Genomic DNA, 19,520 nt, shown 5'->3' on the forward strand with positions numbered 1-19,520 from the left:
GCCTTCGAGCAGGAATTGATGCCCGTTCAACCACTTGCGGAGCTCATACGCTTCGTACGCCGCAACTCGCCTTTCTACCGTGACCTCTACGCCCACCTACCCTCCACAACTGACCGGCTCGCAGAACTGCCGCTGGTGCCTCAAGTCGATTTCTGGCGGGCCAACTCTCCAGGTGACAACAGGCTGCTGACCGCGCCGCTGCACGAGGCAGTCGTCTTCCGCAGCGGCGGCACGACGGGATCACCGAAGTTCTCCTTCTACACACGCACCGAATGGCGGGAGTTCACCACCGCCTTCGGCGCCGGACTCGTCAACGCCGGACTGCGGCCGGGCCACCGGGTCGCCGATCTCTTCTACGCGGGCGACCTGTACGCCAGTTTCAGCTTCGTCCTGGACTCGCTCCACCGGGCTCCCGTGGCCAACGTCCGCCTTCCCCTAGGGGGCGCGGCGCCCTGGGAGTCCACTGCCGCAACGCTTGAGGAGTTCCAGGTCCAGGTCGTCGCCGGAACCCCCACCACCCTCTGCTCGTTGGCCGAGCGCCTCGTCGCAGCCGGGCGTCAACTTCCACACGTGGAACTGCTGTTCTTCGGCGGCGAATGCCTCTTCGGTGACCAGCTCCCCCAGCTCCGGGCCGCGTTCCCGAAGGCCCGCGCACGCTCCCTCGGCTATGCGAGCGTGGACGCGGGACTGCTCGGGGAAGCGGTGCCCGGCGACGACCCCCGGGTGCACCGTGCCTTCACCCCGTACACGGTGGTCGAGATCCTCGACGACGACAGCGACCGTTCCGTCGCCGACAACCGCGTACCGGGGCGGCTGGTCGTCACCGATCTACGCCGAAGGCTCATGCCAGTGCTCCGCTACCCCGCCGGAGACCGGGCCGAATGGGTGGACCGGGAGGCCGGGGTCTTCCGCCTCCTCGGCCGTGCCGAGGAAGGCGTGCGGGTCGGTCCGGTGTCCCTCTACACCCAGGACGTCCACGACATCGTCACGGCCGCCGATGCCGCCGGTGAGGTGACCGGCCTGCAACTCGTGGTACAGCGCAGCAACGGTCGCGACGGTCTGGTGCTGAGACTGGCGACGGGCGAACCCGGCGACGGCAATTCCGCGCTGACGGACGCCGTCGCCGCCGCGGTCCTCGCCCAGCGCCCGCTCTACGCAAGCGCGACCGCTGCCGGCCATGTCAATCCGCTCACCGTCGAGCGGGTACGCCACCGGGACCTGGCCGTCAACTCCCGCACCGGGAAACTGATCCGCGTAGTCGACGAACGGCCCTGCTCATGAGCGCGGTGGCCTCGCGTGTCCGCCGCCGTCCGCCCCTCGTGCTGCGCAACCCGTCGTTCGGTCGGGTCTGGGCCGGTCAGCTCCTCACCCAGGCCGCGAACAGGATGTTCCAGGCCGGCGCGGTCTGGTGGCTCGTCGGATTCGCGGGCGGCCCGCACCGAGGGCTCGACTCGGGGCTGTTCCTCATGGCCTGCACCCTCCCGGCGGTAGCGCTCGCCCCTGTCATCGCCCGCCTCGTGGCACGCCACGCCCACCGGACGGTACTGGCCGCCGCGGCGACCTGCGCGGGCGCCGTGGCCGCCACGGCCACCGGCCTGGCACAGGTCGGGACGCTGCCCACGCCAGCCGTCTACACGGTGGGACTGGCCCTGGCCGCGTGCCAGGCGGTCTTCGACCCGTGCCTGACGACCTCGGTGCCCGAACTGGTCGAGGACACCGACATCGAGGCGGCCACCGGCTTCGAACTGTCCACCCAATCGGTCGCCGGACTCGGCGGAGGACTGTTCGGCCCGCTCGCCGTCGACGCGGGCGGACTACCGGGCACCGTCGCCGCCTGCGCCATCGGCTACCTGCTCGCCGCCTTGTTGGTCGCCTCCGTCCGCTTCCCGCACGCCGCGGCACCGGCGCCCGACGGGGGGAGCCCGCGGGTGGACGGCCCGGCCCCCGCACCTCGGGGGCTCCGTCAGGTCCTGGCCGGGCTTCCCTTCATCCGGCGTGTGCTGGTCTGTTTCGCCGCCGCCAACGTCTTCACCACCGCCGTCTACGTGGTGATGCCGCTCTACACGCGAAGCGTGCTGCACGCCACCGGTTCCACCGTCGCCTCGCTGGAGGCGGCGCTCGGCGCGGGCACACTCGTCGGCTCCTTCACCGGCGACCGGGTGCCCGGGCGTCCGGTCACCGTCGGCAGCGTGTGCCTGGCCGTACTGGCCACTGTCCTCGGCCTGCCGGGTCTGGTCGCCGGCCACGCGGTCGCGCTCGTCGCACTGGGGGTCGCCGGTTGGTGCGTCGGCGTGATCGGCGTGCGCTTCGTCGCCCTCTTCCAGCGGCTGGTGCCCGCCCACGACAAGCCGGGATTCTTCGCCGTCATGCAGGCACTGCTCGGTGCCACGTTCCCCGTGTCCTGCCTCGTCTTCGGCGTGCTCGGTGACCATCTGCCGGCCCGCACGCTCTGCCTGGTGCAGGGCGCCGGTCTCGTCCCGGTGGCCGTTGCCCTGTGGTTCCTCGGCGGGCGGGCGGAGACCGGTGGGCCGCGGGCACCCACCACGCCCTCGGGCCCCCTCGAACCGGCGGGGGAGAGACCGTGAACGCCGTCCTGTCCCCGGCCTCCGTCCAGGACATCGCGGAGCTGCGGCAGCTGTACTTCGAGGTGTACGGGCACGGCTACCCGGTACCGCTCGGCAGCGACCCGGCCGTGATGCGCCGCCTCATCACCGACGGCACCGCGCACTGGTTCACCGCCCGCACCGGCGGGGGCGACCTCGTCGGCTCCGCCGTCGTACAGACCGATCCGGGCAGCTGTATCGGCAAACTCGTCGGCCTCGCCGTCCATCCCGGGCACCGCGGCGACGGACTCGCCTCCCGGCTCACCGGCGCCGTCTGCGAGGAGGCCTTCGCCACCGGTCGTCTCGACTCGGTGTACACCACCGTCCGCGTCGTCACCGAAGGCCCCCAGCGCGTCGTCGTGCACAACGGCTTCCGGCCGCTCGGGCTGCTGCCGAACGCCGTCGAGGTCGAGGGCTGCGAGAGCCTCGCGCTGTTCGCCCGCTACGCCGACGGCGTGCTCGACCGACGCACTCCCGCCGGACACGTGCCCGAGGCCCTGTCGGCGCTGCTGGCCGCCGCATCCGCCGTCACCGGCATCGACTGCACGGGCACCGGATTCCTCCCCGGACACCGGGTGGCGCCCTCCGCGGCCGGCACCGCACCGGTAGAGCTGATCGAGGCCCCGGCCTTCGTCCGGCGCCGCTTCCTGGAACGCTTCCCCGACGCGGAGGACCGCTTCTTCCCGCTGCACACACCGAACGCGCTCCTGGTCGCCGCCGACGGCGGCTTCGAAGCGTACGCCGACCTCGACCCGGTGGCCGGCAGCTGCGCCCTGGTCGCAGTGCATCCCCATCCGGCCGCGGTCACCGGCGCCCTGGAGGCGGTGATGACCGCGGTCACCCGGGCAGGCGCGGACTACGCGGAGACGCTGCTGCCGCTCGCCGACACCGAGGCACTGGAGGTCTTCCTGGGCTCGGGGTTCGTGCCGAGCGCGGTCTACCCGGCGATGCGCCGCATCCGCGACCGGTTCCACGACTACGTCGTACTCTCCCGCACCAGCCGCCAGATCGACTTCCGCACGACGGCCGTCAGCCCCTTGCTGCAGCCCTACCTCGACGCCTACCTGACCACCTGGACCGCCACCTACCTGCCCGTTCACGAGGTACCCCGATGAACCCCCATCTCTCCCCCGTCCAGGTCCCCGACCCGGAGGCGCTCGGCCACGTACAGCGCCTGTGTGACCTGGCGCAGCCGTACGCGGCCGGCCCCACCGCTGATGAACTGTTCGCCGCGGCGATGGCAGAGAGCCATGCGTGGCACGCCGGCCGCTCCCCGTTCTACGCGGCCCTGCTCCAAGATCCGCCCGAGGAAGCGGCGCCCACCGTCGGCGACGGAGTGCGCGCCCCGTTGGTGCCCGCGGCCTTCTTCAAGCGCCACGAGATCCTCTCCATCCCCCGCGAACAGGTGTTCCTGCACCTGACCTCCTCCGGGACCACGGGCCAGAAGTCGCAGATGTTCTTCGACGAGTGGACCATCCGCTCGGCCCAGCGCATGGTGGCCCGCATCTTCGACCACTACGGTTGGATCACCCCCGACCGACCGGTCAACTACCTGCTGTACAGCTACGAGCCGGCCCCCTCACTGAAGCTGGGCACCTCGTTCACCGACAACTACCTGTGCGACTTCGCACCAGCCCGACACACCACGCACGCCCTGCGGCACACCGGCACCGGCCACGAGTTCGACGTGCACGGCTGTGTCGCCGCGCTCCGGCGCTACGCGCAGGACGACGTACCGGTCCGCATCCTGGGCTTCCCGGCCTTCCTCCACTTCACCCTGGAACGGATGCGGGCGATGGGCCTGCCGCCGCTGCAACTGCCCGAGGGCTCACTGGTGGTGCTCGGCGGCGGCTGGAAGGGGCACGCCGACCGGCAGATCGCCAAGGACGCGTTCTACGCCGAAATCACCGAACGTCTCGGCATCCCGGGTGACCGGGTCCGGGACACCTTCGGCTCCGTCGAGCACTGCGTCCCGTACGTCGAGTGCGCACACCACCGGCTGCACGTACCCGTGTGGTCACGCGCGGCGGTCCGCGACACGGCGACGCTGCGCCCACTGCCGTACGGGGACCGCGGTTTCCTGCACCTGGTCAGTCCGTACATCACCTCCGTGCCGGCGCAGAGCGTCGTGATGGGCGACCTCGCCTCGCTGTACCCCGGCGCGGACTGCCCCTGCCCGCTGTCCACCGACTGGTTCACCGTGCACGGCCGTGCCGGAGTGAGCCGCAACCGCAGTTGCGCCGTCGCAGCCGCCGAACTGATGAAGGGAATGTCGTGACCACCCCCCACCCCCACCTCTGGCAGGGCGAGTTCATCGACGACGCCGAGGCCGGCCGGCGGCTCGCCGGCCTGGCGGAGTTGACCGGACGGGTCCTGGCGCGTCCACTGCCCGCCGACGTGGTGCTCGATGCGTGTGCCGCGGTCGCCCGCGAGTTGGCCGACCCCGCCTGCGCCCTGTACGGGGCTCTGGTCGGGCAGCTGCCCCCCGACGAGGCCGCGGCCACGTTGGCCGAGGTGTCCGCCGCCCTCACCCGGCAGGCACTGGAACGCAAGCTGCGCCGGGAACTGGGCGGACCGCGCCCGGAACGGCTGACCCGCCCGGACGGCCGGGAGACGGTGTACGAGTGCTGGGCGCCCGTCGGTCTGCTCGTGCACATCGCGCCCGGCAACGCCGCCGCCGTGGCGCCGCTGAGCGTGGTCGAGGGGCTGCTCGCGGGCAACCTCAACGTCCTGAAGACCAGCAGCTCCGGCACCGGGTTCGCCCCTGCTCTGCTGGCCGCGCTCGGGGCCGCCGACCCGACCGGCCTGATTGCCGAGCGCACAGTGGTGCTGTGCTTCGCCTCGTCCCGCAGCGAGTGGCTGCGGACGGTGTGCGAACAGGCCGACGCCATCGCCGTCTGGGGCGGTGAGGACGCCGTTCGCACGGTCGGTGAACTGGCCCCGCCCGGCTGCCGGGTCGTCGAATGGGGGCACCGGATCTCCTTCGCCTACCTGACCCGGCAGGCGGCGGCTGACGACGGCACGCTCGACGCGGTCGCCGAGGACGTCTGCCGCCTCGAACAGCAGGCGTGTTCCAGCCCGCAGGTGATCTACCTCGACACCGCGGACGCCGAGGACGTCTTCGCGTTCGCAGGCCGCTTCGCCGAGCGGCTCGCACAGGTGTCCGACGCCCGGCCCGCGCCCTCCCCCAGTCCCGCCGAGCAGGCGGAGATCACCACCGTGCAACAGCTCGCCAGGCTGGAGGCACACCTGGGCCTCACCCGGGTGTTCGCCGCCGTCGACGGTTCGTGGCGGGTACTCGCGGACACCCGACCCGGGCTCGACGCCTCTCCGCTGCACCGCAGCGTCTGGGTCAAGCCGCTTCCCCGGCACGCGGTCACGGCGACCCTGCGGCCGATGCGCCGCTACCTGCAGACCGCGGCGGTCGGCGGCGCCCCCGCGGACGTGGCCGGACTGTCGCGCTCCCTGTTCGCCGCAGGTGTCACCCGCGTCACCCCGGTGGGTTCCATGGTGGAGGGCTACGAGGGCGAACCACACGACGGGGTCTACGCGTTGCAGCGCTACAGCCGCCGGGTCGGCGTCCGCGCGACGGGCGCGGGGTTCCGTGCCGTGGCCTGCCTGGACGATCTGGTGGCGCCTGCGGTGCTGTCCCCGGCACCCAAAGCGCCGCTGTTGGACAAGGAGGGCGTCCAGCGCGCGCTCGCCACGCTGGAACCGCGATACGCGCACCTGTACTTCCGCAGTGGGGGATCCACGGGCGCACCCGCGCTGTCGGTGTTCACCTGCGACGACTACGACGACCAGATGCGGGCAGCGGCCGACGGCTTGCTCGCCGCCGGCTTCGACCCGGCCCGCGACCGAGCGGCCAACCTGTTCTACTGCGGTGGGATGTACGGCAGCTTCATCAGTTTCTTCTCCATCCTCGAACGCCTGAACGCCACCCAGATCCCGATGGCCGCCGGTGACGACCACGCCGCTGTCGCCGAGGCGCTCATCGCCCACCGCGTGGACACCCTGTTCGGCATGCCGTCCTACCTGTGGCAGCTGGTGCACGCCCAGGCGGACCGACTGCGCGGGTACGGCGGCATTCGGAAGATGTTCTACGGCGGCGAGCACTTCACCGCCGAGCAGCGCCGGATGCTGACCGCTGAGTTCGGCATCGAGGTCATCCGGTCCGCCGCGTACGGCAGCACCGATCTGGGCCCGTTGGGCTACCAGTGCACGGCCTGCGAGGGATCCGTCCACCACGTGCTGACCACGCTGCACACGCTGGAGATCCTCGACCCCGACGTGGACCGGCCGGTGGCACCGGGCGAACCCGGACGGCTGGTGTTCACCTCTCGGTCCCGTGCCGGGCAGCGAATGGAACGGTACGAGATCGGTGACCTCGGGCGCGCGCTGGACGGTGTGTGCCCGTGCGGCAGCCACGTGCCGCGGCTGGAACTGCTCGGGCGCCACGGCGACGTGGTCCGCGTCGGCACGTACTTCGTCAACTACCGGCGCATCCTGCGGGTCGTGCAGGAACGCCTCGGCTACCACGGCGAGGTGCAGTTGCTGGTCGAGGCCGACCCGCAGCGGGAGGTCCTCACGGTTCGGCTCGACGAGCAGTACGCGGACGATCCCCACACTGTGCGGGACGTCCTCATCGGCGAGATCCCGGAGCTGTCCTCGGCCGAAGCGGAGGGCCTGCTCGCCCTCGCCGTGGAGACCACCCGGAGGGAGTCCTTCGAACGCACCGGGACCAGCGGCAAGCTGCGTACGGTCATCGACCGGCGCTGAGGGCCCACGGCGCCGGTGGCGCCGTGAACGACCGGCCGCTCAGGCGGGCAGCGGGCCTCAGAACGCCAGACCCACATGGGCGAGGGCTTGCTTCACCAGCGCCCCGTGCCCGCCCGGCATCTCGCTCTGCACGCCCGGTGAGGCCGCTTCCTGCGGGCTGAACCAGACCAGGTCCAGCGCGTCCTGTCGGGGGCGGCAGTCGCCGGCCACGGGCACGATGTAGGCCAGGGAAACCGCGTGCTGGCGCGGGTCGTGGTACGGGGTGATGCCCGCCGTCGGGAAGTATTCGGCCACCGTGAAGGGCTGCAGGGAGGCGGGGACGCGGGGGAGTGCGACCGGACCGAGGTCCTTCTCCAGGTGGCGCAGCAGGGCGTCGCGGACCCTTTCGTGGTGCAGGACGCGGCCGGAGACCAGGGTCCGGTTGACCGTTCCGTCCGGGCCGATGCGCAACAGCAGCCCGATGCTCGTGACTTCGCCGCTGTCGTCGACACGCACGGGTACGGCCTCGACGTACAGGATCGGCATACGGCCCCTGGCCACTTCCAGCTCGTCCGTGGTCAGCCAGCCGGGCGTGGTTTCGGTCATGTCAGACATTGCTTGATCATACTTTCCGGGTGGGGCGCCCGCCGGAAGGACGGGACGGTTCGGATACGAGCGGTCCGTACAGCCGGCGGGCGTTGTCGCGGCCCGTCCAGCTGGCGATCCGCAGGGCGTCCGACAAAGTCAACTCATCGGCGTCCACGCGGCTTTGCAGCAGAGCGGCCAGGCCCTGCCGGAAGGACAGCGCACCCAGGTGGTGGAACTCGGCCACACCGAAGGCGTCGGAGCTGTACAGCAGTTTGCGGAACGGGGCGATCTCCAGGGCCTCCTCCAGCACCGCCCGGCAGCGGGCCGGGCCGGTGTAGTGCAGGGCCAGCCCGACGTCCAGGTACACCTGCTCGAACACCGTGGCCAGAAAAGCGGCTTGACGGTGGTAGGGCCAACAGTGCAGCAGGACGACGGGCACCGTGCCGGCGGTCAGATGCAGCCAGTCGGTGAGCAGTGCCGGATCCGCGCGGTGCAACCGTACGTCCGCGTCGCCGAAGCCGGTGTGCAACTGCAGGGGCAGGCCCAGATCGACGGCGGTCCACAGCAGGTGCCGCACCAGGACGGGGTCGGTCAGGCGCCCGCCGTGCGTGAGCCAGCGGGCCGCCGCCGCGGTCACCTCGGTGTCCGTGGGGCGGGCCGGGTCCAGGGCGAAACCCGTGCGGTAGGCGGCCACGGACTTCACCGCCACCACACCCGCCCGGCGCACGGCCGTCTCGGCGGCCGTGCGGAACGCGGACGCGTATCCGTTCGCCTTGACACCCCCGGCGGCCACCGCCTCCGCCAACTGCTCCAACCGGACGACCTCGCAGGCGGCGGCCCCGGCCGCCACCGCCAGTTCGGCGGGGGAAGTCACCGGTTGCGGGGCGTATCCGGTGTCCACACAGAACACCTCCGTTGCCGACGCCGCCAGGAAGCGGCGGTTGACCTCCCGCCAGCCGAGGGCCCTGCGTCGGGCCAGGTAGTCGGCCGGCGCTGCGTGCCGCGGGAGGTCCAGCACAGGTGCGCAGTGTCGGCGCACGGCGACGCCGACGGGGCTATCGAAGGGTGAGATGCCGGGCCAGGCCGCGCCCTCGGTGATCAGCGACTTGAATGCGTCGGCGCCGAGGTCGGCGGTCACCGCGCCGTGGCAGTGGTGGTCCACCAGCGGTAGCGCGGCGAGGGCCTCGTGCACCGGGCCGGAGACGGGCATCGTCAGTACGTCCAGCGGTAGGCCGCCGCCACCTGCGCGTCGTCGAGGCCCACCACTGCCGCCGCCTCACCGAGGCGTACGGCGGTCACGGCGTCCGCGAGGACCGGGCCCAGCGCGTCCCGCAGCACCTGGTCCCCGCGGAAGTCCTCCACGGCCTGCGACAGCGACACCGGCAGGCGCCGCACCCCGAGTGCCGCCGCCTCCTGCATGCCGTACCGGACCGGGTCGCCGGTGATCTCCTCCGGGAGATCTCGGGCCGCCGTCATGCCGTCGAGGCCGGCGGCGATCACGCAGCCGATGGCCAGGTACGGGTTGGCGGCCAGGTCGACCGGCTTGACCTCCAGGTTGGCGTCCTGCTCCTGGTGGCCTACCGTGCCCGTGATCACGCGCAGCGCCGCCTCGCGGGTCTCGCGGCCCCACGCGGTGAACACCCCCGCCCACTGCGACGGTCTGAGCCGCAGATAGCTCGCCGGGCTCGGAGAGGTGATCGCCATCAGCGCGGGGAGGCGGGCGAGCACCCCGGCCACGAACGACTCCGCCTCCGCCGTCATGCCGTACCGGCGGTCACCACCTGCGTGCAGGTTCACCCCGTCACGCCAGCAGGACAGGTGCAGATGGCCGCCGTTGCCCACCCCCTCGGCGTACACGGCCGGCGCGAACGACACCCTGAGGCCGTGTCGCTGCGCCACCGCCCGGATCGTCTGGCGCACCAGTACGCTGCGGTCGGCCGCCGCCACCGGGTCCAGTGCACTCACCGAGACCTCGAACTGTCCGGCCGCGTACTCGGGGTGGAGCTGTTCGACCTCCACGTCCTGCGCGGCGAACGCGGCCAGTAGATCCGCGGTGTAGTCGCTGAGTTCCACCTGCCGGATCGCGCCGTACGCCGGGCCGGAGACCGCCGGCCGGAACTCCCCGGCGGGTGCCGAGCCGAGTCCGACGGCCCACTCGACCTCGACCGCCGCCTTGACGGTGAGGCCGTGCTGGCCGGCGGCGTCGGCGAGGATCCGGCGCAGAAAGGTCCGGGCGCAGCCGGGGTGTCGGGCCCCCTCTTGGGTGATCCGGTCCACCGGCGCCCAGGCCCAACCGGGCTGCCCGGCCAGCACCACCAACTGGTCGAGGTCCGGATAGAGCCGGAGATCGCCGTCCGGCGAGCCCAGGACATCGGTGGTGACGATCGAATCGTCGGCGAGGAAGGTGTCGAACACCGGGGACATGCCCACGCCCCGGGACACGGCCGCCTCCAGCCGGGCGGTCGGGACCGTCTTCACCCGGCCCACACCCGCGGTGTCGACGTAGGCCAACACGATGCCGCGCACGTCCCGCGCGGCCAGGTCGGCGGTGAGTGCGGCGACCCGGCGCAGATCCCGGGGACGCCCGCCGGGTCGGGGGTCGGCAAGGGTGGTCATGCGTCCTCCTCGGCGGGCTTCGAACAGTGCTGGGGTCAGGGTTTCACGGCCACCGCGCCGAACTGCGGAACCGGCGCTGCCGACGGAGACTCGGCGCGCCATTGCGAGCACGGCACCAGTCCCGGCTCGACCAGCTCCAGGCCGTCGAGGAACGCCGCGATCTCCTCCCGGCTGCGGGCGGTGATCGGTGGGGTGGCGTTGGCGTTCCAGAACTCCATGGCCTCGACATTGCCCTCGCCGCCCATGTCGCCGTCGTAGGTCGGGTGGGTGAGCACCAGATGGCTCCCGGAGGGCACGGCCGCCATCAGCCGCTGCACGATGTCCCGGGCCTCTGCGGTGTCCAGGACGAAATTGAGGATGCCCAGCATCATCACCGCGACCGGCCGGGTCAGATCGAGGGTCTGTCCGGCGCGCTGCACGATGGACTCGGGGTCGTGCACATCGGCGTCGACGTAGTCCGTGACGCCTTCGGGGGAACTGGTGAGCAGGGAGCGGGCGTGCACGAGCACGATCGGGTCGTTGTCGACGTACACGATCCGTGACTCGGGGGCGATCCGCTGGGCGATCTCGTGGGTGTTGTCCACCGTCGGCAGGCCCGTGCCCACGTCCAGGAACTGCCGCATCCCGCGTTCGGTGGCCAGGAACCGTACCGCCCGCGCCAGGAAGTCCCGGTCCGCGCGGGCCACCTCGCGGATCACCGGGAACATGCTCGCGACGTGCTCGGCGACCCGCTGGTCGACCTCGTAGTTGTCCTTGCCGCCGATCCAGTAGTTCCACACCCGGGCGTTGTGCGCCACGCTGGTGTTCAGCCTTGCCGGTCCGGTCGTCGGGGAATGCCCCTCGGTCACGTCGCCGCCCCTCTCGCATGCGGTTGCCCGCCGTCATTGTGCCGCCCGCCGATCCCGCTGTCCCGGGAAGACGCGTACGGCGGGCGGTTCGCGGTGCCGTGCGGAGGCGCCGGGGCGGGCCCGACGACGCTCCCGTACCCCGTCGCCGTACCCCGTCGTGCTGACCGTAGGGCCTGCGGTCCGCCCGGCACGCCGGGACGATCCGTGTGGTGGTGGCCGCCTTCACCGGCCCGGGCGCCGACGAGGCCATGCGCCGCCGGCGCCCAGGCCGGTGTCCGGTGCGTTGCTGCTCCGGCCCCTGCCGGAGATCAGCCCACCGGTTTGCGGCCCACGGCGCCGTACAGGGAGACCGGACCGTCACCGTCGGGGGCCTGTTCGGCCCGCCAACCGGAGACCGGGACCACGCCCGGGGCCAGCAGCTCGAGTCCCCCGAAGAAGGCCGCGACGTCGTCGCGCGAACGCGCGACCAGGGTCACTCCGCCCGCGGCGTAGGCGGCGATGCCCCGCCGTACGTTCTCCGGCTCGAAGTCGGCGGTCATCATGGACAGCACCAGACAGCTGCCCGGAGCCAGTGCGTCGACCAGGGTCGAGACCACGTGGTGGGCGCCGTCCTCGTCGGCGACGAAGTGGAGCAGGGCGATGAGCGAGAGAGCCACCGGGCGGTCCAGGTCGAGCACCGCCGCGGCCTGTTCCAGGATGGCGTGCGGGTCGCGGGCATCGGCCTGCGCGTACTCGGTCACGCCCTCGGCCGTGCCGCGCAGCAGTGCGCCCGCGTGGGCGAGCACGATCGGGTCGTTGTCGACGTAGACCACGCGTGCGTCCGGTGCCACCGACTGGGCGATCTGGTGCAGGTTGGGCTCGGTCGGTATCCCGGTGCCGATGTCCAGGAACTGGCGGATGCCGTCCTCGGCCAGCATGCGTGTGGTCCGCTGCATGAACGCCCGGTTGGCACGTGCGGCGCGGACGGCACCCTCGTCGATCGCCGTGATCCGGCGGCCCAGTTCCTCGTCGACGGGGTAGTTGTCCTTGCCGCCAAGGAACCAGTCGTACACCCGGGCCGGATGTGGCCGGGTGGTGTCGATGCGCTGGGTGGTCGGCCCGGTCCCCGTCACGTGTTGCTCCTCTGCTCGGCTGGCCCCGAAGGTTCTCTCCGGGACGTGCGGCCAGCAGTCTGACACGATCATGCCGTGCGCCGGAGTCGCTCTTCGGTCAGCTCCCCGACTGCTGTGCCCGCGCCGTTCCGGCATCCCGGACCCGCCCCGGTGAGGTGTCCGGGGCCCCGGGCGGGAGGAATGCTTCGCCGCGGACGGCGACTTGCCTCCGAGTCCGGGGGCGGGTTCCGGCCACGGACAGGAGCGGTGGAGGTGACGGCGCAGTTGCTGCCGGCGTCCGCCGCTGCCGGGTGCCGGCCTCCCCGGTGCGGGAACCCCTGCCCGGGTGGGGAACCCTTGCTCGGTGCGGCAATGCCCCCGTCTGGACGTGAGCCGGGCGCCGGGGAGGGGCAACCCCGGTCAGTGGGGCAGCACCGCGTCCAGGAAGCGGATCACTGCGGTATGCGCCCGCTCCTTGGTGGTTTCGTGGAACACTTCGTGCCGGGCGCCGGTGAAGATCTGTTCGGTCAGCCGGCCGCCGCTGAGCCGTTCCACTCCGGCCCGGCTGCCGGGCAGCGGCACCAGCCGGTCGTCGTCCCCGTGCAGCCACAGCAGCGGCAGCTCGCCGGCCGCACCGCCCCGGGCGACGGTCTCCAGGGTCCGGACGAAGGCCTCGAGCGTGGGGCGCTTCATCGGCCCGTGCCAGACCAGCGGATCGGCGGCGTACGCGGCTCCCACGGCCGGGTCCCGGGAGAGCGCGGACGGGCTGACCGGGGTGTCCGGGATCTCGTCCAGAGCCAGGAGCCGTCCCGGCAGGTCCCAGGTCCCGATCACCGGTCCGGACAGGATCAGCGCGCTCACCTCCTGCGTGTACCGCTGGGCGTAGCGAGCCGCGATCAGACCGCCCATGGAGTGGCCGACCAGGATGAGCGGCAGGTCCGGGTGCGCGGCCCGCGCCCGGTCCGCCACGGCGTGCAGATCGGTGACCACGTCCTCGAAGTCCTCGATCACCACGCGCTCGCCCGCCGACCTCCCGTGCCCCATGTGGTCGGGCCCGTACACGGCCGCCCCGTACCCGGTCAGCACGGCGGCGAGTTCCCCGTACCGGCCGGCGTGCTCGCCGTACCCGTGTACCAGGAGCACCAGGCAGCGGGGCGCCGGACGAGGCCATTCGCGTACGGCGATGGCGCCGTGAGTGCCTTTGACGACGTGCTCGCGCACGTGGGGCATGTCTCCTCCAGCTGCCTCGGTGAAGGTCCGGGGAGATCTTCCCAGCGGACCGGTCCCAGGGCTATAGTCTAAAACTAGCAGTGCTAATTAAGGGGGGTGCGGAACAACCGCAGCCCCAGCCTCAGCCCCAGCTGGTCCACAGCGTCGTAGGTCAGGAGTCCCAGCCGTGCGTCCCGTCCACTTCGCCGCCGCCCGCCGCACCCCCATCGGCAAGCTGCGCGGAGCCCTGTCCTCCGTCCGGCCCGACGACCTGGCGGCCACCGTGATCCGCCATCTGGTGGCCGATGTGCCCGCCCTCGACCCCGCCCGGATCGACGACGTCTACTGGGGCGCCGCCAACCAGGCCGGCGAGGACAACCGGAACGTCGCTCGTATGGCTGTCCTGCTCGCCGGGCTTCCCGAGTCCGTGCCCGGCGCCACCGTCAACCGGCTGTGCGCCTCGGGACTGGAAGCGGTCACCACCGCCGCCCGGACCATCGCGGCGGGCGAGGCCGACGTCGTCGTCGCGGGCGGCTCGGAATCGATGAGTCGCGCTCCCTTCGTGCTGCCCCGCCCCGACGAGGCGCTGCCGCAGCGCATCGAGACCCACGACACCCGGCTCGGCTGGCGCCTGATCAACCCCGCCATGAAGGACCTGCACGGCCTGCTGTCCATGGGGGAGACCGCCGAAGAGGTCGCCGGGCGCCACGGCATCTCCCGTGAACGCCAGGACGAGTTCGCCCTGCGCAGCCATCGGCTCGCCGCCGCTGCCCGCACGGACGGCCACTTCGACGACGAACTCCTGCCCGTCGAACGCCCGGACGGCGTTCTGGTCGAGCAGGACGAGTGCGTCCGCGAGGACACGTCACTGGAGAAGCTGTCCCGGCTCAAGCCGGTGTTCCGCCCCGGCGGCACGGTCACGGCGGGCAACGCCTCACCGATGAACGACGGTGCGGCGGGACTCCTGCTGGTCAGCGAGGAGGCCCTGAACGAGCTGGGACTGGAGTCGCTGGGGCGCTATGTCGCGGGCGCCTCCGCCGGTGTCCACCCCGATGTGATGGGCCTTGGTCCGGTCCCCGCCACCCGCAAGGCACTGGCCCGGGTCGGCTGGAAGATTGGCGACCTCCGGGAAGCGGAGTTCAACGAGGCGTTCGCCGCGCAGGCCCTCGCCTGCGTCGACCATCTGGGCATCGACCCGGACCTGGTGAATCCGACGGGCGGCGCCATCGCCCTTGGCCATCCCCTCGGCTGCTCCGGCGCCCGCATTCTCACCACCCTGCTGCACCGGATGCGGCGCACCGGTGCGGAGAAGGGGCTGGCCACGATGTGCGTAGGAGTGGGGCAGGGGAGCGCGGTGCTGGTCGAGAGGGACTGACGGTTGTCGGGCGGAGGTTCTCCGCAAGCGGATTCGGCAGCACTGGTAGGGGGCTTCGAAAGTCCCGCACAGCACCCACGGCGGGCAAACGTCGCCTGCCGCCCAGCTGTAGCTGGCCGCGACAGGGAAACGCAGCGACACCACATGGCCCCCCTGCCCCTGTTCGCCGTTCTTGCCGAGAACGCCCGCCGCCGTCCCGGCAGGACCGCCCTGGACGAGGGAGATCTGCGGCTCACCTTCGCCGAGGCGTGGCGCAGGGCGCTGGCCCGGGCGGGTGCGCGAGACGGCCCTTGTCCCACTCGATGCATGCCATAGCATCTGCCTCCACATGAACACGATGACGCTGTGGCACATATCCGGCGGGGAGTTCGCCGCGCTCGCCTTCGCGGCCCTGCTCGTCGGCTTCTCCAAGACCGCCGTGAGCGGGGCCAACACGATCAGCCTGGCCATCTTCGCGGCGGTCCTGCCCGCCCGCGCCTCCACCGGCGTCCTGTTGCCCGTCCTGATCGCCGGCGACGTGCTCGCCGTCGTCACCTACCGGCGGCACGCCCACTGGCCCACGCTGTGGCGACTCTTCCCGGCTGTGGCGGCGGGCGTGGTGGCCGGCGCGCTGTTCCTCATGCTGGCCGATGACGCGCTGGTGCGGGTCTCGATCGGCGCGATCCTGCTGCTGATGGCTGGGGTGACCGTGTGGCGGCGGCGGACGGCCGGGGCGGAGGAGGCGCCGGAGGCGGTCACCTCCCGGGCCGGCCGTGCCAAGGCCCGCTCGTACGGCGTGCTCGGCGGGTTCACGACGATGGTCGCCAACGCGGGCGGACCGGTGATGTCGATGTACCTGCTGTCCGCGGGGTTCCGGAAACTGGGATTCCTGGGCACGTCAGCCTTCTTCTTCCTCATCGTGAACGTCTCGAAGGTGCCCTTCAGCGCGGGCCTCGGCCTGATCGACGGCCGCTCGCTGCTCCTCGACGCCGCACTCGCGGGGTTCGTCGTGCCCGGCGGACTGTTCGGCAGATGGGCCGTGAACAGGATCAACCAGCGGCTCTTCGAACAACTCGTGATCGCCGCGACGGTCGTGGGCGGAGTGCAACTGCTACTGCGGTAGCCCGAGCAGCCTGGGCAGGTCCGCAAAGGAGTTCACCACGTGATCGGGCGTGCCGCTGGCGTTCCGGTGTGTCTGCGGCAGGTACTTTCCCGTCTTCACCAACACGCCGGTGAGTCCGGCCCGCTGTGCGGCGAGCACATCCGACTCGATGTCATCGCCCACCATCAGCGCCCGCTGCGCACCCACCCCCAGCCGGACAAGCGCCGCCTCGAAGAACGCCCGTGACGGCTTGCCCGTGACCTCCGCCTCGACGCGTGCGGCCCGCTCCAGCCCGAGCAGGAAGGCCCCTGAGTCCAACTGCAGCCCGGCGTCGGTCCGCCAGTACAGGTTGCGGTGCATGGCGATCAGCCGCGCACCCCGCTGCAACTGCCCGAAGGCCCGGTTGAGCGCCGCATAGTCGAACTCCGGCCCGGCACCACCGACGACGACCACATCGGCCCGGTCGTCTACCAGAGTGACCTCGCCGAGGTCGTCTCCGATGTCCCCGCTGTTGAGGAGGGTGCAGCGGGCGCCGGGGAAGTGCTTGGCGAGGTGGGCGGCGGTGGCGGCAGGCGCGGTCAGCACGTCCTGCGCGCCCACCTCGAAACCGGCCCCCGCCAAGGTCGTCGCGATCGACGCCCGGCTGTGGGAGGTCGTGTTGGTCACCAGGGCCACCCCGAGCCCGGCCGCGCGGATCCTGCGCAGCGCATCCACCGCACCCGGCAGCGGCTTCCAGGACACGGTGAGGACGCCGTCGATGTCGATCAGTACGGCACGTACGGATTCCACTCCCATGGTCCGACCGTAGCGATCCGGACGGCGGACCGCCCCGCACGACCTCGGTACGCTCACCCCCATGCCCCCGCACGTCCTGATCCTCGGCGGCACCGCCGAGGCACGCAGCCTCGCCGCCGGCCTCGCCGCGCGCGCCGGTATCCGGGTCACCACCTCACTGGCCGGCCGGGTCGCCCGGCCCGCGGCGCTACCCGGCCGGGTCCGGGTCGGCGGCTTCGGCGGGCCGGACGGCCTCGCCGCCTGGCTGCGCGACCACCAGGTGGACGCAATGGTGGATGCCACCCACCCCTTCGCCGAATTGATCACGGCCCAGGCGGCCCGCGCGGCGGCGGCCACCGAGATCCCGGCGGTCTTCCTGCGGCGCCCCGGCTGGCAGCCGGCCCCCGGCGACGACTGGCATCCCGTCCCCTCCCTGGAGGCGGCCGGCGCGGCCCTGCCCGGCCTTGGCCGCCGGGTGTTCCTCAGTACCGGACGCCTGGGTCTGGCCGCATTCGCGCGCATCCCGGATCGACACTTCGTCGTCCGGTCGGTGGAGCCGCCCGAGCCGCCGCTGCCGCCCGACCACCACCTGGTGCTGGCACGTGGTCCGTTCACCGTCGCCGGCGAGACGGAACTGCTGCGCGCCCACCGGATCGACGTCCTGGTCACGAAGGACAGCGGCGGCGAGGCGACGAGCGCCAAGCTGACGGCCGCCCGGAACCTCGGGCTGCCCGTGGTCGTCGTTCGCCGGCCGCCGCTGCCGCCGGGTGTGACCGCGGTGCCCGACGTGGCGGGGGTACGGGCGCGGCTGGGGCGGTGGCTGGGACCCGGGGCCGTGTGACGGCCGGGGCCCGGATCCGGCCACCCGCAGCCGTTTGGCGATCGTGCTGCCGGACGCACCGCGAGCGGTGCCCGCGGGGACCCCGAAGTCCCGCCGCACCCGTGTCTGCCGCACCCGTTTCCTCCGCCGGCCGCTCGATGTGCCGCTGGTCAACCCGCCTCGCGTCGGCCGGCAGCGAGCCGTACCCCCGTGGGCCGAACCCACGCGCGGGGCGGTCCGCCCGGGGGCCTCACCCCGTGCCGGGGCTCCTGCGCAGCAGGTACGTGTCCATGATCCAGCCCTTGCGCTCCCGAGCCTCGGCCCGCAGCCGCTCGATGCGCGGACCGGCCTCGGCGATCGGGCCGGCGACGAGGATCTCGTCCGGAGTACCGATGTAGGCCCCCCAGTAGATGTCGATGTCCTCTCCGGCGTACCGCCGGAAGGCCTGCTGAGCGTCCAGCATCACGACCACGTCGTCCACCCCCTCCGGGAAGCCCTCGGCAAGCCTCCGCCCGGTGGTGATCTGTACCGGGCGGCCCACCCGGTTCAGGCCCGTGCGGTGCCGGGCGACGAGCGAGGAGACACTGCTGACGCCGGGCACGACGTCGTACTCGAACTCCACCGCGCCCCGCTCCAGCACCTCCTGGAGGATCCCCAGCGTGCTGTCGTACAGCGCGGGGTCCCCCCACACCAGGAAGGCACCGGTGCCGCACTCGTCCAGCTCTTCGGCGATCAGGCGCTCGTAGATCCCGGCACGGGCACTGCGCCAGTCGCCGACGGCCGGTGAGTAGGCTGCCCCGCCCGCCTTCCGGTCCCGCTCCGGATCCCGCGCTTCCACCACCCGGTACGAGCCCTCGGCCAGGTGTGCGTCCAGCAGGCTCCGGCGCAGCTGGGCCAGGTCGTGCTTCACCTCGCCCTTGTCGAGCAGGAAGAACACGTCCGTGCTCTGCAGCGTCCTGACCGCCTGCAGGGTCAGCTGGTCGGGGTCGCCCGCACCGATACCGATGACATGAATCTTTCGCACGCCCCGAGTCTGCCGCATACCGCTGACTGCGCGTCCACCGCCTCCGCACCCGCTGTCAGCGCAACGTCCGCCTCGCCGGCGGCGCGGGGACGCCCGGCCGGACCGTCACCGCAGCGCGGGTGCCTCGGCCCGCGCGTCCACCGGCCCGGACCCCTGTGCCACCCGATCGGCCAGTCCCCGTGCCCACGCGGCGAGTCCGGCGAGGTCCATCCCGTAGGGCTGGTCCTCGACCAGCCGTGCCGCCCACTCCTCGACCGAGCCGGCGCCCCGTCGCAGCAGGCGCGCCCCTCCCACGGCGTTCCCGCGCGCCGAATGCGTGAGCCCCACCGCCAGCTGGGCCAGGCCTCGCCACAGCGCGCGCTCGCACTCCGGACCCGACTTCCAGGCGTCCTCGAACACCTCGTGCGCGTGGAACGGCCGTCCCGCGTCCAGCAGTGCCTGTGCCTCGGCGACCGTGTCCTCGGGCGCTCGCACGACACCCTCCGGCTGGCGGGGGACACCGTGCGCGCCGTAGGGGAGCGGTCGGCCGAGCCCGTCCCGGGGCCGCGCGCTGCGGGGCCGCCCGTGCGGGTCCCGGTCCCTGGCCTGCGATGCGCCCGTGCTCGTCATACGACCGATTGTCCCCTCCCCGCCCGCCGCCTCCCATACCTGCGAACAGCCCCCCGTCTCGCCTCGTCCTTCCCTGCTGTCTCCTGTCCTCTCCTGTCCTCCCCCGCGCTGTTCCCGCCGGGCC

18 protein-coding genes are annotated in these 19,520 nt (G+C 72.3%); 9 read left to right on the top strand and 9 right to left on the bottom strand.

Annotation, left to right across the window (positions count from 1 at the left end; genetic code table 11):
* Window positions 1-18: 18 nt before the first annotated feature.
* Genes LK06_RS28875 through LK06_RS28895 form a run of 5 tightly spaced genes read left to right on the top strand, consistent with a single transcriptional unit; the run spans window position 19 to window position 7,382 of the window.
* Complete coding sequence (locus LK06_RS28875; protein WP_039657445.1) at window positions 19-1,281, top strand: phenylacetate--CoA ligase family protein; 1,263 nt, start codon at window positions 19-21, stop codon at window positions 1,279-1,281.
* On the top strand, window positions 1,278-2,585 hold the full coding sequence (locus LK06_RS28880; RefSeq protein WP_052270305.1) for an MFS transporter: 1,308 nt from the start codon (window positions 1,278-1,280) through the stop codon (window positions 2,583-2,585). The genes LK06_RS28875 and LK06_RS28880 overlap by 4 nt, the downstream gene beginning before the upstream one ends.
* The gene (locus tag LK06_RS28885) at window positions 2,582-3,718 is read left to right on the top strand and encodes a GNAT family N-acetyltransferase (protein WP_043432465.1); all 1,137 of its coding nucleotides are present in this window, start codon (window positions 2,582-2,584) and stop codon (window positions 3,716-3,718) included. The genes LK06_RS28880 and LK06_RS28885 overlap by 4 nt, the downstream gene beginning before the upstream one ends.
* A complete protein-coding gene (locus LK06_RS28890) occupies window positions 3,715-4,881 on the top strand; it encodes a LuxE/PaaK family acyltransferase (RefSeq protein ID WP_039657441.1) in 1,167 nt (388 codons plus the stop codon). The genes LK06_RS28885 and LK06_RS28890 overlap by 4 nt, the downstream gene beginning before the upstream one ends.
* Window positions 4,878-7,382 carry an acyl-CoA reductase gene (locus LK06_RS28895; RefSeq protein ID WP_043432462.1) on the top strand — a complete coding sequence of 835 codons (2,505 nt, stop codon included), beginning with the start codon at window positions 4,878-4,880 and terminating at the stop codon, window positions 7,380-7,382. The genes LK06_RS28890 and LK06_RS28895 overlap by 4 nt, the downstream gene beginning before the upstream one ends.
* 57 nt (window positions 7,383-7,439) lie before the next feature.
* On the opposite strand, the gene LK06_RS28900 is transcribed toward LK06_RS28895, so the two are convergent.
* The 6 genes from LK06_RS28900 to LK06_RS28925 all read right to left on the bottom strand — a co-directional run bounded on the left by LK06_RS28900 (window position 7,440) and on the right by LK06_RS28925 (window position 13,734).
* A complete protein-coding gene (locus LK06_RS28900) occupies window positions 7,440-7,967 on the bottom strand; it encodes an NUDIX hydrolase family protein (RefSeq protein ID WP_039657437.1) in 528 nt (175 codons plus the stop codon).
* Between the two features lie 16 nt (window positions 7,968-7,983).
* On the bottom strand, window positions 7,984-9,159 hold the full coding sequence (locus LK06_RS28905; protein WP_039657435.1) for an amidohydrolase family protein: 1,176 nt from the start codon (window positions 9,157-9,159) through the stop codon (window positions 7,984-7,986).
* 2 nt (window positions 9,160-9,161) lie between these two features.
* The gene (locus tag LK06_RS28910; RefSeq protein ID WP_039657433.1) at window positions 9,162-10,565 is read right to left on the bottom strand and encodes a glutamine synthetase family protein; all 1,404 of its coding nucleotides are present in this window, start codon (window positions 10,563-10,565) and stop codon (window positions 9,162-9,164) included.
* A gap of 35 nt (window positions 10,566-10,600) precedes the next feature.
* Entirely contained in the window at window positions 10,601-11,413 is an 813-nt protein-coding gene (locus LK06_RS28915; protein WP_039657431.1) for an SAM-dependent methyltransferase, read from the bottom strand.
* A 308-nt stretch (window positions 11,414-11,721) separates the two neighbouring features.
* Window positions 11,722-12,525, bottom strand: coding sequence for an SAM-dependent methyltransferase (locus tag LK06_RS28920; protein WP_039657429.1), 804 nt, complete (start codon window positions 12,523-12,525; stop codon window positions 11,722-11,724).
* Window positions 12,526-12,924: 399 nt separating this feature from the next.
* A complete protein-coding gene (locus LK06_RS28925) occupies window positions 12,925-13,734 on the bottom strand; it encodes an alpha/beta hydrolase (RefSeq protein ID WP_039657428.1) in 810 nt (269 codons plus the stop codon).
* A gap of 166 nt (window positions 13,735-13,900) precedes the next feature.
* Here LK06_RS28925 and LK06_RS28930 point away from each other — a divergent pair, with 166 nt between their 5' ends.
* The 3 genes from LK06_RS28930 (at window position 13,901) to LK06_RS28935 (ending at window position 16,190) form a co-directional block, all read left to right on the top strand.
* On the top strand, window positions 13,901-15,088 hold the full coding sequence (locus LK06_RS28930) for a thiolase family protein (RefSeq protein WP_086083549.1): 1,188 nt from the start codon (window positions 13,901-13,903) through the stop codon (window positions 15,086-15,088).
* A gap of 144 nt (window positions 15,089-15,232) precedes the next feature.
* On the top strand, window positions 15,233-15,403 hold the full coding sequence (locus LK06_RS33515; protein ID WP_159025345.1) for a hypothetical protein: 171 nt from the start codon (window positions 15,233-15,235) through the stop codon (window positions 15,401-15,403).
* Between the two features lie 13 nt (window positions 15,404-15,416).
* The gene (locus tag LK06_RS28935) at window positions 15,417-16,190 is read left to right on the top strand and encodes a sulfite exporter TauE/SafE family protein (RefSeq protein ID WP_039657424.1); all 774 of its coding nucleotides are present in this window, start codon (window positions 15,417-15,419) and stop codon (window positions 16,188-16,190) included.
* Here LK06_RS28935 and LK06_RS28940 read toward each other — a convergent pair.
* On the bottom strand, window positions 16,179-16,958 hold the full coding sequence (locus LK06_RS28940; protein WP_174674009.1) for an HAD-IIA family hydrolase: 780 nt from the start codon (window positions 16,956-16,958) through the stop codon (window positions 16,179-16,181). The two genes, LK06_RS28935 and LK06_RS28940, sit on opposite strands and share 12 nt — an antisense overlap.
* A gap of 67 nt (window positions 16,959-17,025) precedes the next feature.
* On the opposite strand from LK06_RS28940, the gene LK06_RS28945 reads away from it, so the two are divergent.
* Window positions 17,026-17,784: a cobalt-precorrin-6A reductase gene (locus tag LK06_RS28945; protein WP_039657421.1), complete on the top strand. Its 759-nt coding sequence runs from the start codon at window positions 17,026-17,028 to the stop codon at window positions 17,782-17,784.
* Between the two features lie 229 nt (window positions 17,785-18,013).
* Here the strand turns inward: LK06_RS28945 and cobF are convergent, their stop codons facing one another.
* Together cobF and LK06_RS28955 are read right to left on the bottom strand one after the other, a co-directional pair.
* Window positions 18,014-18,787, bottom strand: a complete 774-nt coding sequence (gene cobF, locus LK06_RS28950) for a precorrin-6A synthase (deacetylating) (protein ID WP_234367533.1) — start codon at window positions 18,785-18,787, stop codon at window positions 18,014-18,016.
* 105 nt (window positions 18,788-18,892) lie between these two features.
* Window positions 18,893-19,396, bottom strand: coding sequence for a DUF309 domain-containing protein (locus tag LK06_RS28955; RefSeq protein ID WP_043409268.1), 504 nt, complete (start codon window positions 19,394-19,396; stop codon window positions 18,893-18,895).
* Window positions 19,397-19,520 lie beyond the last annotated feature (124 nt).

This window comes from Streptomyces pluripotens (assembly GCF_000802245.2).
GTDB classification, from domain to species: domain Bacteria; phylum Actinomycetota; class Actinomycetes; order Streptomycetales; family Streptomycetaceae; genus Streptomyces; species Streptomyces pluripotens.